12 protein-coding genes and 1 pseudogene are annotated in these 13,090 nt (G+C 72.1%); 7 read left to right on the top strand and 6 right to left on the bottom strand.

The features are described from left to right. Positions 1-21: 21 nt before the first annotated feature. Together AB0F38_RS12190 and AB0F38_RS12195 are read left to right on the top strand one after the other, a co-directional pair. A complete protein-coding gene (locus AB0F38_RS12190) occupies positions 22-972 on the top strand; it encodes a glucosyl-3-phosphoglycerate synthase (RefSeq protein WP_361890591.1) in 951 nt (316 codons plus the stop codon). A 54-nt stretch (positions 973-1,026) separates the two neighbouring features. Next, entirely contained in the window at positions 1,027-2,403 is a 1,377-nt protein-coding gene (locus AB0F38_RS12195) for a trehalose-6-phosphate synthase (protein ID WP_361890593.1), read from the top strand. Between the two features lie 58 nt (positions 2,404-2,461). Here AB0F38_RS12195 and otsB read toward each other — a convergent pair whose 3' ends face one another. The 3 genes from otsB to AB0F38_RS12210 form a co-directional block, all read right to left on the bottom strand. Continuing rightward, entirely contained in the window at positions 2,462-3,310 is an 849-nt protein-coding gene (otsB, locus tag AB0F38_RS12200; protein WP_361890595.1) for a trehalose-phosphatase, read from the bottom strand. A gap of 91 nt (positions 3,311-3,401) precedes the next feature. Further along, positions 3,402-3,644 (bottom strand): DUF3263 domain-containing protein, encoded by a 243-nt coding sequence (locus AB0F38_RS12205; RefSeq protein ID WP_361890598.1) that lies wholly within the window; start codon positions 3,642-3,644, stop codon positions 3,402-3,404. 10 nt (positions 3,645-3,654) lie between these two features. Then, positions 3,655-4,932, bottom strand: coding sequence for an extracellular solute-binding protein (locus AB0F38_RS12210; protein ID WP_361890600.1), 1,278 nt, complete (start codon positions 4,930-4,932; stop codon positions 3,655-3,657). 181 nt (positions 4,933-5,113) lie between these two features. On the opposite strand from AB0F38_RS12210, the gene AB0F38_RS12215 reads away from it, so the two are divergent. From AB0F38_RS12215 to AB0F38_RS12225, 3 genes are all read left to right on the top strand, one after another. After that, positions 5,114-6,046: an ROK family protein gene (locus AB0F38_RS12215; RefSeq protein ID WP_361890603.1), complete on the top strand. Its 933-nt coding sequence runs from the start codon at positions 5,114-5,116 to the stop codon at positions 6,044-6,046. Then, a complete protein-coding gene (gene nagA, locus AB0F38_RS12220; RefSeq protein ID WP_361890606.1) occupies positions 6,046-7,209 on the top strand; it encodes an N-acetylglucosamine-6-phosphate deacetylase in 1,164 nt (387 codons plus the stop codon). The genes AB0F38_RS12215 and nagA overlap by 1 nt, the downstream gene beginning before the upstream one ends. Positions 7,210-7,370: 161 nt before the next feature. Then, the gene (locus AB0F38_RS12225) at positions 7,371-8,318 is read left to right on the top strand and encodes a 1-phosphofructokinase family hexose kinase (protein WP_361890712.1); all 948 of its coding nucleotides are present in this window, start codon (positions 7,371-7,373) and stop codon (positions 8,316-8,318) included. A gap of 85 nt (positions 8,319-8,403) precedes the next feature. Here the strand turns inward: AB0F38_RS12225 and AB0F38_RS12230 are convergent, their stop codons facing one another. Further along, positions 8,404-9,387: a carbohydrate-binding protein gene (locus AB0F38_RS12230; RefSeq protein ID WP_361890609.1), complete on the bottom strand. Its 984-nt coding sequence runs from the start codon at positions 9,385-9,387 to the stop codon at positions 8,404-8,406. A gap of 132 nt (positions 9,388-9,519) precedes the next feature. Then, positions 9,520-11,175 (bottom strand): diguanylate cyclase CdgB, encoded by a 1,656-nt coding sequence (cdgB, locus tag AB0F38_RS12235; protein WP_361890612.1) that lies wholly within the window; start codon positions 11,173-11,175, stop codon positions 9,520-9,522. A gap of 369 nt (positions 11,176-11,544) precedes the next feature. Here cdgB and AB0F38_RS12240 point away from each other — a divergent pair, with 369 nt between their 5' ends. Then, the gene (locus AB0F38_RS12240; RefSeq protein ID WP_361890615.1) at positions 11,545-12,051 is read left to right on the top strand and encodes a flavin reductase family protein; all 507 of its coding nucleotides are present in this window, start codon (positions 11,545-11,547) and stop codon (positions 12,049-12,051) included. 11 nt (positions 12,052-12,062) lie between these two features. Then, positions 12,063-12,351, top strand: a pseudogene (locus AB0F38_RS12245) (TetR family transcriptional regulator); the annotation flags it as partial. Positions 12,352-12,559: 208 nt separating this feature from the next. Here the strand turns inward: AB0F38_RS12245 and arfB are convergent. Beyond that, positions 12,560-12,994: an alternative ribosome rescue aminoacyl-tRNA hydrolase ArfB gene (gene arfB / locus AB0F38_RS12250; RefSeq protein ID WP_361890618.1), complete on the bottom strand. Its 435-nt coding sequence runs from the start codon at positions 12,992-12,994 to the stop codon at positions 12,560-12,562. Between the last annotated feature and the right edge of the window lie 96 nt (positions 12,995-13,090).

Consider the following 13,090-nt stretch of genomic DNA (forward strand, 5'->3'; position numbering starts at 1 on the left):
CACAGACAGGGAGTACCGACCGTGCTGGAAGAGGTGGAACGCTGGCTGACCAGGCGTTCCTGGTCGGTCGCCGACCGCCCGGTCGAACGGCTCACGGCCGCGCGGGCGAGGGATCCGCACCGTGCCGGTGTGAGTGTCGTGCTGCCCGCGCTGAACGAGGAGGCGACGGTCGGCGCGATCGTCGCGGAGATCCGGCGCGAGCTCATGGAGAAGGTCCGGCTCGTCGACGAGCTGGTCGTGATCGACTCCGGTTCCACCGACGCCACCGCCGAGGTCGCCCGGCGGGCGGGCGCCCGCGTCGTGCACCGGGACGCGATACTCCCGTCCCTGCCCGCCGTCCCGGGCAAGGGCGAAGTGCTGTGGCGGTCACTGCTGGTGACCAGCGGGGAGATCGTCTGCTTCATCGACGCGGACCTGAGGGACTTCTCGGCGGACTTCGTCTCCGGGATCGTCGGCCCCCTGCTGACCGACCCCGAGGTGGAGTTCGTCAAGGCCATGTACGACCGGCCGTTGGGAGACACCGCAGGCCAGGGAGGCCGGGTCACCGAGCTCGTGGCGCGCCCGCTGCTCAATCTGCACTGGCCGCAACTGGCCGGATTCGTCCAGCCGCTCGGCGGCGAGTACGCGGCACGCCGCTCCCTGCTGGAACGGCTCCCCTTCCCCGTCGGTTACGGGGTCGAGCTGGGCCTGCTCGTGGACGCACTGCACACGGTGGGCCTGGACGCGCTGGCGCAGGTCGACGTCGGCGTACGCAAACACCGGCACCAGGACGGCCAGGCGCTCGGCAGGATGGCCGCGGCGATCTACCGCACCGCGCAGCTGCGGCTCTCCCGTGGGCATCTGGTGCGGCCCTCGATCACCCAGTTCGAGCGGGGCGCGGACGGCTTCGTACCGCGCACCCACGCGGTGGACACGCAGGAGCGGCCGCCGATGCGGGAGATCGCGGAGTACGCGTCCCGCCACGCGGCGTAGCGGTCGGGGCGGCCGCACGTTTGGCGGCTCCCCGAACGGGCTAGATTCGGGTACATGGTCTCCGAGCACGCTGCCCAGGTCCTCGTCGCGTCCAACCGCGGCCCGGTGTCGTACGCGCTGCGTGCGGACGGCACGCTCGACTCGAAGCGCGGCGGGGGCGGTCTCGTCTCCGGCCTCAGCGCCGTCGAGGACAAGATGTGGGTGTGCGCCGCCCTGGGCGACGGCGACCGCGAGGCGACCCGGCGGGGCGTCTGCGAGCCCGGTGTCCGGATGCTCGACATCGACGCCGGAGTCCATGCCGACGCGTACAACGGCATCGCGAACTCCGTGCTGTGGTTCGTCCACCACATGATCTACGACACGCCGGTGGAGCCCGTCTTCGACGCGGAGTTCCGCCGGCAGTGGGCCTCCTTCGAGGCGTACAACCGGGCCTTCGCCGAGGCGCTCGCCGAGGAGGCGGGCGTCGGCGCGGAGGTCCTGGTGCAGGACTACCACCTCTCGCTGGTGCCCGGCATGCTCCGCGAGCTCCGCCCCGACCTGCGGATCGGTCACTTCTCCCACACCCCGTGGGCACCCGTGGACTACTTCCGGCTGCTGCCCGACGACATCGGCGAGCAGCTGCTGCGCGGCATCCTGGGCGCCGACCGGGCCGCGTTCCTGACCCGCCGCTGGGCGGACGCGTTCATCAGCTGCTGTACGGAGATCCTCGGCGGCACCGGCCGCACCCGGATCGGGGTGCACGGGCTGGGCGCCGACGCGGACTTCCTGCGCCGCCGCTCCCACGAGGCGGACGTGGACGAGCGGATGGCGACGCTGCGGCGGCAGGTGGGCGCCGGGCGGAAGACGATCGTTCGGGTGGACCGCACGGAGCTCTCCAAGAACATCGTGCGCGGCCTGCACGCCTACCGGGCCCTGCTGGAGGAGCGCCCCGAGTGGCGCGAGCGGGTGGTGCACGTGGCGTTCGCCTACCCCTCCCGGCAGGACCTCTCGGTGTACCGCGACTACACGGCGGAGGTCCAGCGGGTCGCCGACGGGATCAACGAGCAGTACGGCACCCCGGACTGGACCCCGGTCCTGCTCCAGGTCGACGACGACTTCGCGCGCTCGCTGGCGGCGTACCGGCTGGCGGACGTGGCCCTGGTCAACCCCATCCGCGACGGCATGAACCTGGTCGCCAAGGAGGTCCCGGTCGTCTCCGACGACGGCTGCGCGCTGGTCCTCTCCCGGGAGGCGGGGGCGTACGAGGAGCTGGGCGAGGACGCGATCGTGGTCAATCCGTACGACGTGTCCGCCACGGCGGCGGCCCTGCACGAGGGGCTGACGATGGACGGCGACGAGCGGGTCGCCCGCACGAAGCGCCTCGCCGCTGCGGCGACTTCGCTGCCGCCGCAGCAGTGGTTCCTGGACCAGCTGGACGCGCTGCGGGGTTAGGCCTCCCGGCCGGACCGGGCCGGGTCCTCGCGGTCCCGGCCCGGTCCGGCCGGGTGCCCTAGGACCTCTCCAGGTGCTGGGCGAGGGCCGCGAGCAGGCCCACCACCGCTGCCGGGCCCGGCAGCGACAGGTCGGCGCGCCGGGCGAGTTCGGGGACCTCGGTGCCGCTGCAGACCAGCAGGCCGGCGGTGCCCGCGGTGCGGAGCTCCTCCACCGCGGCGTACGCGGCGAGGTCACCGAGGTCGTCGCCCGCGTACAGGACGGACTCGGCGCCGGTCTCCCGTACGTACTCCGCGAGCGCGACGCCCTTGTCCACGCCCGGCGGGCGCAACTCCAGGACGAGGCGGCCCGGTTCGACGATCAGGCCGTGCCGGGCGGCGAGGCTGCCGAGCGGGCCGCGCAGGGCGTCGAAGGCGGCCTGCGGTGCGGAGGCCCGGCGGGTGTGGACGGCGACCGCCCGCCCCTTCTCCTCGATCCAGGTGCCGCTCCCGGCCCCGGTCCGCTCCAGCACCGCGGGCAGCTCCGCCAGGGCGGCCGCGACGCCGGGGTGCGGGTCGGGGGCGTGCACGGTGGCGGTGACGGCGTCCCAGCGTTCGGCGCCGTAGTGCCCGAGGACGACGAGGTGGTCCAGGCCCGGCACCCCGGCGAAGCCGCCGTAGCGGACCGCGACGTCGGCCGGGCGGCCGGTGATCACGGCGACGGAGGCGACCCGGGGTGCGAGCGCGGAGAGAGCCGGGACCGCGCCCGGGTGGGCGCGGGACCGCTCCGGGTCGGGGACGATGTCGGCGAGTGTGCCGTCGAAGTCGAGCGCGACGACGGCCCGGCCGGGCCGGGCGAGGAGTGCGGCGAGGCCTTCACGGCCGGCCTGGGTGGACGGGGTCGGCAGGGGGTGGTCCGGATTGCCCATGCCCCGAGCGTATCGGGAGGCCTCTTCGGCGGTCCGGAGCCGGAGGTCCGGACCACGCCCTGGTGTGCGGGACTCCGTGCGGGCGGGCGCCTCAGCGCCGGCCCCGCCTCGCGTCCCGGACCCGCCGCAGGCGGTTCACCGTCACCGGGTCCTCCTCCAGCGCGCGGCGGTCGTCGAGGAGGGCGTTGAGGAGCTGGTAGTAGCGGACCGGCGACATGCCGAGCTGCTCGCGTACAGCCCGCTCCTTCGCACCGGGGCCGGACCAGGAGCGCCGCTCCACGGCCAGGACCGCGCGTTCCTGGTCGGAGAGCGGGGCGGCGGGGTCGGCGGTCATATCAACCAACCTACTCCGCGCTCTCCACCTGCCGCGCCAGCCCCGAGATGTCCCCGAGCACGCTCTCCGGGTTGCCGTTCGGCTCGACCGCGGTGCCGATCTTCTCCTTGATCGACTCGCTGGTCTGCGCCCAGGAGGTCTTGCCGAACGGGTACAGCGTGGAGTTCGGCAGCGCCGCCAGGAACGCGTGCAGCGCCTCGTGCTTCCCGTCGGACTCCATCGCCAGGGACGCGCTGCCGGTGACCGGGAGCAGGTCGTACCGGTCGGCGAAGGCCATCACGTTGTCGTCCGTGTACACGAAGTCGAGGAACGTGCCGATCTCCTCGCGGTGCTCGTTCTGCTTGAAGCCCATCATCCAGTCGGCGACGCCCATGGAGCCCTCGGTCGGCCCGTCGCGCCCGGGCAGCGGCACCATGCCGACGTCGATGCCCTTCTTCTCGGCCTCCTGCATCAGCGTCGGGTGGCCGTTGAGCATGCCCACCTCGCCCTTCGCGAACGCCTCGAACGCCTTCGCCCGGTCGAGCTCCCCGGGGGCGACGGGCCCGGTGAGGCCCTTGCCCACGAGGTTGTTCTTCAGCCAGTTGAAGGTCTCGACGTTGGCCGGGGAGTCGATGGCGTAGTTGCCGACGTCGTCCGTGTAACCGCCGCCCCCGCTGAGCATCCACATCAGGGTCTCGGCCTGGGACTCCTCGGGGCCGAGCGGCAGGGCGAAGGGGTACGTCACGCCGCGCTGCTTGAGCGCGGCGGCATCGCTCCGGATGTCGTCCCAGGTCTGCGGGGCGTCGATGCCCGCCTTGGAGAACAGTCCCTTGTTGTAGAAGAGCAGCCGGGTGCTGGCCACGAACGGCAGTCCGTAGAGGCTGCCGTCGACCTTGCCCGCGTCGCTGAGCGAGGGCAGGAAGTTCGACTCGGTACGGATCGCGAGCATCTCGTCGGAGGTGTAGAGCTTGCCCGCCTTGGCGTAGTCGGCGTACGCCCCGATCTGCGCGATGTCGGGGGCCTCGCCGGCCTTCACCATGGCGGCGACCTCGCGGTCGACGTCCTTCCAGGAGTGGACCTCTACATCGACCTTGATGCCGGGGTTGGCCTTCTCGAACTTCCCCGCGACATCGCTCCAGTACTTCTCGGAGCTGCTCGCGGCGTCGGTCCCGTAGTCGGCCGCGACCAGCTTCAGGGTGACCTCCCCCGAGCCGCTCCCCGTTCCGCAGCCCGACAACGTTGCCGTCATGCCGAGTGCGGCTATCGCCGCGGTCAGACCCACAAAGCGCCGCTGCACAGCCCTGTCCATCCCTACATCGGTTCCTGCCGGTCACGTCCGTCGGTGACCGGCGATCCTGCCTCACGACCGCACGGAGGTCTACACCACCGCCGTATCGATTCGGCAATCTAGCAGGGTCATTTTGTATGCATGCTCAACAAACCACGATAGTGGACTAGACCTTTTAGGGGTGACGGGCGAAACTGTCCCCGTGAGACACGTCATCGCCCTCGATGTGGGCGGCACAGGAATGAAGGCCGCACTGGTCGGGGCCGACGGCACCCTGCTCCACGAGGCGCGCCGGGCCACCGGCAGGGAGCGCGGCCCGGAAGCCGTCGTGGAGACCGTCCTCGGCTTCGCCGCGGATCTCCAGGCGCACGGCAGGGACCGGTTCGGCGAGGGCTGCGTGGCCGCCGGGGTGGCCGTGCCCGGGATCATCGACGCGGAGCGCGGGATCGCGGTCTACGCCGCCAACCTGGGCTGGCGGGACGTGCCCCTGCGGACACTCGTCGGCGAGCGGCTCGGCGGCATACCCGTGGCGCTCGGCCACGACGTCAGGACCGGCGGCCTCGCCGAAGGGCGGATCGGCGCCGGCAAGGGAGCCGACCGCTTCCTGTTCGTGCCGCTGGGCACCGGAATCGCCGGCGCCATCGGCATCGCGGGCGGCATCGAGGCAGGAGCCCACGGGTACGCGGGCGAGATCGGCCACGTCGTGGTCCGGCCGGACGGCCCGGACTGCGGATGCGGTCAGCGCGGCTGCCTGGAGACCCTCGCCTCCGCGTCCGCGGTGTCCCGGGCCTGGGCCGCCGCCTCCGGGGACCCGGACGCCGATGCCGCCGACTGCGCGAAGGCCGTGGCGTCGGGCGACCCCGCGGCACTGCGCGTGTGGGAGGACGCCGTCGACGCGCTCGCCGCCGGACTGGTCACCGCGCTCACCCTGCTGGACCCCGGCACGCTCATCATCGGTGGCGGTCTGGCCGAGGCGGGGGAAACGTTGTTCACACCACTGCGTGCGGCCGTCGAGGAACGGGTCACGTTCCAGAAGCTGCCCCACATCGTCCCGGCGGCCCTCGGGGACACCGCCGGATGCCTGGGCGCAGGGCTGCTCGCCTGGGATCTTCTCTCCACGGAGGTATCCGACTGATGGCCGGACGCGCAGACAGCACAGTTCTCGCAGGTGCCCGGGTGGTGCTTCCCACCGGGACCGTCGAGGACGGCCGGGTGATCGTCGAGGGCACCCGGATCGCCGGCAGTACGCCGGAGGGCGCCCGGACCGTCGATCTCTCGGGCCACTGGGTGGTCCCCGGTTTCGTCGACATGCACAACCACGGCGGCGGCGGCGCCTCCTTCGCCACCGGCACCGCCGAGGACGTCCTCACCGGCGCCCGGGTGCACCGCGAGCACGGCACCACGACCGTCGTCGCCTCCACCGTCACCGGCGACATGGACTTCCTGGCCCGGCAGGCCGGGATGCTCTCCGAGCTGGTGGAGCAGGGCGAGATCGCCGGCGTCCACTTCGAAGGGCCCTTCATCGCCCCCTGCCGCAAGGGCGCCCACAGCGAGGAACTGCTCCGCCACCCCGACCCCGCCGAGGTCCGCAAGCTGCTCGACGCGGCACGGGGTACGGCGAAGATGGTCACCCTCGCCACCGAACTGCCGGGCGGCATCGAGTCCGTGCGGCTGCTCGCCGAGCACGGGGTCATCGCCGCCGTGGGGCACACGGACGCGACGTACGAGCAGACCATCGAGGCCATCGAGGCGGGCGCCACGGTCGCCACGCACCTCTTCAACGCGATGCCCGCGCTCGGTCACCGCGCACCCGGTCCGGTCGCGGCCCTCCTGGAGGACGAGCGGATCACCGTCGAGCTGATCAACGACGGCACGCATCTGCATCCCGCCGCCCTGGAGATGGCCTACCACCACGCGGGCGCCGACCGGGTCGCGCTGATCACCGACGCCATGGACGCGGCCGGCGTCGGCGACGGCCGCTACCAGCTCGGCCCGCTCGCCGTCGACGTCACGAACGGGGTCGCACGCCTGGTCGAGGGCGGCTCCATCGCGGGCTCCACCCTCACCCTGGACACCGCGTTCCGCAGGGCCGTGACGATCGACCGCATCCCCGTCGACGACGTCGTACGGTCCATCTCCGCCAACCCGGCCCGGCTGCTCGGCCTGTACGACAGGGTCGGCTCGCTGGACCCGGGCAAGGACGCCGACCTGGTGGTCCTGGACGCCGACTTCGCGCTCAGGGGCGTCATGCGCCGGGGCGAGTGGATCGTCGAGCCGTCCCTCGCGCGGACCGGATGAAGGCGTCCTCCCGTTGACAGGGCGCTGAACACGTAACGAAGAGACGGCGGTTGTCCCGGAGGGCTGGGACGGCCGCCGCCTCTTTGGCATGATCACCCGGGCGGCGCCGCGGAGGAGACGGCGCACAGGACGAACGACCAGGGAACCGGAGGCCGGTGCGGGTGATACTGACCGTCACGCTGAACACGGCACTCGACCTGACGTACGCCGTCCCCGCCCTCGTCCCGCACACCAGCCACCGGATCAGCGAGATGTCCGAACGCCCCGGCGGCAAGGGCGTCAACGTGGCCCGGGTGCTCTCCGCGCTGGGGCACGCCACCGTGGTCACCGGCTTCGCCGGAGGCACCACCGGAGCCGTCCTGCGCGACCTGCTCGGGAACCTCCCCCGCCACGCCACCGACGCACCGCTCACCGAAGCCCTCGTCACCGTCGCCGGGAACACCCGCCGCACCACCGCCGTCGTGGACCGCGCCACCGGCGACACCACCCAGCTCAACGAACCCGGACCGCACATCGGCGCCGACGAGTGGGCCGCGTTCCTGAGGACGTACGGCGAACTGCTCCCCGGAGCCGACGCGGTCGCCCTCTGCGGAAGCCTGCCGCCCGGCATACACGTCGGCGCGTACGCGGAGCTGATCCGCCTCGCCCGCGCGGCCGGCGTCCCGGCGCTCCTGGACACCGGCGGCGAACCGCTGCGCCGCGGCATCGCCGCCCGCCCCGACCTCGTCAAGCCGAACGCCGACGAGCTCGCCCGGCTCACCGGCGCCCGTGAACCCCTGCGCGCCACCCTCGACGCCCGCCGCCGGGGCGCCCACAGCGTCGTGGCCTCCCTGGGGGCGGAGGGGCTGCTCGCCGCCACGCCGGACGGCATCTGGCGGGCCGCGCCGCCGTCCGCCCTGCGGGGCAACCCGACCGGCGCGGGCGACTCCGCCGTCGCCGGGCTGCTGTCCGGGCTCGTGGACCGGCTGGACTGGCCGGACCGGCTGGCCCGCGCGGTGGCCCTCTCGACGGCGACCGTACTGGCTCCGGCGGCCGGTGAGTTCGACCGCGCGGCCTACGCGGACCTGCTGCCCCGCGTCACCGTCGAACAGCACGCGTCCGCGGCCTGAGCGTCCCCGGGCGGGCAGGAAACACCACGTCCCGGCTCGCACGGGGCGAAGACCGGGACGGTGGTGGCGTTCCGCTCGATCAGCTCTACTTGACGTGACCCGACTTCAGCGACAGCTGGTCCAGGTTGGCGTCGCACTGGTCGCCCTCGCGGCACGACAGCATGAGCGTGTTCGACCCCTTGTCGAGCTGCACGTACGCGAACGTGGTCGTCCAGCCCTTCTCCAGATCGCCCTCCGCGGCGTGCGCGAAGTTCTTCATGTTGATGGAGCGGGGCTCCTCGTCGTTGACCGTGAGGGACGTCTTGGCGTCCTTGCCGGGCACGCCGTACGTCACGTAGAGCGTGTACGGGCCGCTCTCGGGCACGTCGACCGTCCAGGCCGCCGAACGGCCGACCTGGTTGAGGTTGATGTACTGGCCGTTGGCGCTCTTCGCGCCCTTGACCGAGTTGTCCAGGGCGGCCGAGCCGCCGAGCGTCAGCGTCGCCGCGTCCTGCTCGGGGAGCTCGACGGGCTCCTTGGACGGCTCGGTGGACTTCTCGGGCTCCGGTGACTCCTTGACCTCACCCGCCGGACCGGACGACGTCGAGGCCTCGTCCTTCTTCTTGTCGGCGGAGTCGTCGTCCGTCATCAGGGCAGCCCCGATGCCGATGAGCACGACCGCGACCACGGCGACCGCCGCGATCAGCAGCGCCTTGGTGTTGGGACCGCCCCGGCCGGAGCCCGCGCCCCTGCCGCCGCCGTGCGGCGGCACCGGGCCGGTGGGCGCGCCGCCGGGGTAGGTCTCGGGCGCCGCGTACTGCGGGTTCGGCCGGCCGTTCTGCCCGTGCTGCGGCGGCGGGGACTGCTGGCCGTACACCTGCTGCTGCGGGACCTGCCCGTACTGGCGCTCGCCGACGGTCCGCACCTGGTTGTACGAGGTTCTGGGCACGCCGGGCTGCGCGACGGGGCCGGGGTAGCCGTAGCCGCCCTGGCCGGGCGGCTGGGCACCTGCCGCCCGCCCGTCCTCGTACAGGTAGCCGAACGGATCGTCGTCCTCGGGCTTGCTCGCGCCGTTGTTTCCGGCCGTCATCCCTGGGTCACTCCTCACCATGTCGCCAGCCGTCGCCGACCGGCCGAGCCTACCCCGAACGGAGCACGCGACGAATTGCCGTCGACCCACCCGGAAGCCGGGCGGGCCACGGGGACAGCCGGGGCGTGAACGTCAGCCGGCCCGGCGGTGAACCTTCGACCGGGACCGCTTTTCCACGTACATCCGCTGGTCGGCGGAGCGCAGGATCTCTTCCACGGTCATCCCGCACTCGGCCCAGCCGATACCGAAACTCGCCCCGACCCTGACGGCCCGGCCGTCCACCCGGATGGGCGGAATGATGGCATTACGCAAGCGTACGGCCAGATCTGCGGCATCTGCCGCCCCCAGACCGTCCGCGAGGACGACGAATTCGTCACCGCCGAGCCGCGCGACGGTGTCCCCGTCGCGCACACAGGTGGTGAGCCGCCGGGCGACCTCGATGAGAACCGCGTCACCGGTGTGATGTCCGAAACGGTCGTTGATGGACTTGAAGCCGTCCAGGTCGCAGAAGAGCACCGCCAGCCCCTTGGCCCCGTCGTCCCGCTCCATGTCGGGCGCCACGACGTGCACGTGGTGGTCGTACGGACCGATGTCCGGGACCGCTTCCGCCTCGTAGCCGTCCGCGCGGTAGCCGTGCCCGGCCGGCGCCTCGTCCCCGTACGCCGCGTCCAGCGCCTCTATCGCGGTGGTGGCGACCGAGTGAGGCCTCTCACACAGCCGGTCACTGAGGCGGGAACGCAGCTCGGCACTGTTGGGGAGGCCGGTGAGCGCGTCGTGCGAGGCACGGTGCGCGAGATTGAGCTCGTTGCGCTTGCGCTCCTCGATGTCCTCGACGTGGGTGAGCAGGAAGCGCGGACCGTCGGCCGTGTCGGCGACGACGGAGTTGCGCAGCGAGACCCAGAGGTACGTACTGTCCCTGCGCCCCAGCCGCAGCTCCGCCCGGCCGCCTTCCGCGGAGGTGCGGAGCAGGGTGCCGATGTCCTCGGGGTGGACGAGATCGGCGAAGGAATAGCGGCGCAGCACGGAGGCGGGACGGCCCAGGAGACGGCAGAGCGCGTCGTTGGTGCGCAGCAGTCTGCCGTGCTGGTCGCCGCCCATCTCGGCGGCGATGGCCATGCCGCTGGGGGCGTACTCGAACGCCTGACGGAAGGATTCCTCACTGGCCCGCAGCGCCTGCTGCTCTCGCTCGAGTCTGACCAGGGCGCGCTGCATATTTGCTCGGAGCCGTGCGTTACTGATCGCAATGGCTGCCTGGGAGGCGTACATCTGCAGGGCTTCCCGGCCCCAGGCGCCGGGCCGGCGGCCGTTGCGCGGCCGGTCGACGGAGAGGACACCCAGGAGGTCCAGACCTCCCCCGGAGGCGTACATGGGGGCGTAGAGACGGTCCAGGGGGTGCCACTCGTCCTCGAAGCGCGGCTCGGGGCCCTCGGTGTGCCACTGCGGCACGTCGTCGTCGAGCAGGACCCAGCCCTCGGTGTGCGGTATGAACCGGAGGCCGTCCCAGGCCTCACCCATGGACAGCCGGCGCTCCCAGGAGTCGCGGGAGCCGACTCGACCGGTGATCAGGGCCTCCGCCGCGGAGTTTCCCGCGAGGGCGGCGACGACGAGGTCGCCGTCGGGGCGGACCAGATTCACACAGCCCAGTTCGTAGCCGAGGCCGGTGACGATGCCGTCGGCCACGGTCTGCAGCGTGTCCGCCAGACTGCGCGCCGTATTGAGGTCAGCGACGGCCTGGTGCAACTGCCGCATGGTCGCAAGGCGGACATACGGCTCCGACTCGGCCTCCATCGCTCGCACTCCCCGAGACCTCGACAGCAACTCCAGGCTTCATATCGACGTACGTAATTGCAGTGTCACACTCACTGAATCACAGTGAGCTTCGCACCCGGTACACAGGGTCAACAAATAATGCGCTCTGTGATTCAAGTCACAACAGGCGGTAAAGGAGGCGCAGTTGTCCCGTGTGGCCCGCCATCCCTTCCTGTTCGCAAATCCACTCCGCCGGGACCCGCCGCCGGGACCCTGGTCCGGGAGTCCTAGGACCCGGCTGGTCCTCCGGCCTGATGCGACGGCGCGGCGTCCGGCGCTAGCGTGCCCGGTGTGCTGCACAGGACTCCCCCCACCCCGCGACCGGAAGCCGTCCCCCATGCTGAGGGGGTGAGCAACGACGAATTCCGCGCCGCCCTGGCCCGCCTGGCCGCGGGCGTGGTGCTGATCACCGCCCAGGAACCGCCGCTCGACGAGCACGGGCGGGGCGAGGACGTCGGAATGACGGCGACCGCCTTCGTCTCGGTCTCCCTGGACCCGCCGCTGGTCATGGTGAGCCTGCGCAACGGCTCACGGATGGACGACCTGCTGGCAGAACAACCGCTGTGGACGGTGTCCGTACTCGCGGAGAGCCAGCGGCACATCGCGGGACGCTTCGCCATGAAGGGCCGGATCAGCGACCGGCTGCTGTTCGAGGACGTCCCCTACATCCGTGGAGAGGTGACGGGCGCGCCCCTCGTGGGCGGGGCACTCGCCACCCTGGAGTGCCGCACCGAGCAGCGGGTCCTGGCCGGCGACCACACGCTGGTGATCGGCCGCGTACTGACCGCCTCGCTGCCGAGCGCGGACGGCGAACCACTGGCGTACTTCAAGGGCCGCTACCGCAGGCTGGGCTGAGGAGGCGTACGGCCCGAGAGGCCGTCACCGACCTCATCCACATGCTCTCTCCGAGGGACCCCACCGCGACCTGGTCCTCACCCAGGGGCTCTCCACCCTTGCCGCCCGGAGTACCGGAGGCTGACCCAGGCGTGGATGCCGCGCAGCCGGCGCCTCCTCGAACGACACTTCGACGCCGCCACGGCCCGGCAACTGGACGCGCTCATCGAGAGGCTGACCCTGCACCGCGCCCGGGACGACACACCTCACGACCGTGAGCTGACGCGCCTGGCCGTCGCCCGGCTCACCACCGCGGCCTGACCGGCTCACCCTCGCGGCACGGCCGCCTCGGAGCGGCCCATGGGGCGCGGACCTGACACCACGCCCCGCGGGCCTCGGCGTGCGGGCGGATTCCTCGGTCAGGTCCCCGGATCGCCGGTCGCGGCCGCGATACGGGAGGGGTCAACCGGTCCGGTCGGACGGAGGACGGGAGGGGTCAACCCGTCCGGTCGCGCGGAACCCGGGGGATCTACCAGTCGCGGCCGGAGCGGCCGCGCTTCGTGTCGCCGCGCTGCTTCTTCTCCCGCAGCCGGCGCTCGTTGATGCCCCGCGGGATCTTCTTCTTGAGGCGCGGCTTCGGCGGCGGCGCCGTGGCCTCCGCCAGAAGCGCGGCCAGCCGCACGGCGGCCGTCTCGCGGTTGCGCCACTGGGAGCGGTGCTCCGAGGCGCGTACCGCCAGGACCCCACCCACCAGCCGGCCCGCAAGACGCTCCAGCGCCCGTGCCTTCCAGACCTCTGGCAGTGCCTCGGTCGCCGCCAGGTCGAAGCGGAGCTCCACCTGGGAGTCGCTGGTGTTGACGTGCTGCCCACCGGGCCCGGAGGACCTCGAGAAACGCCACATGAGCTCGGCCTCCGGCAGGGAGACCGAACCGCGGATGACGTAGGGCCCGGACATGACACCCATGTTCCCTGCCCCGCAGCCCGTTCGTCACCTTGTTTTGCGAGCATTCGGTCAGAAGTTCGGTAAAGAAAGTAAAGCGGGCAGGAACCTCGTGGCCCA

Origin of the sequence: Streptomyces sp. NPDC025273 (genome assembly GCF_040638585.1) — a bacterium.
GTDB lineage: Bacteria > Actinomycetota > Actinomycetes > Streptomycetales > Streptomycetaceae > Streptomyces > Streptomyces cinereorectus.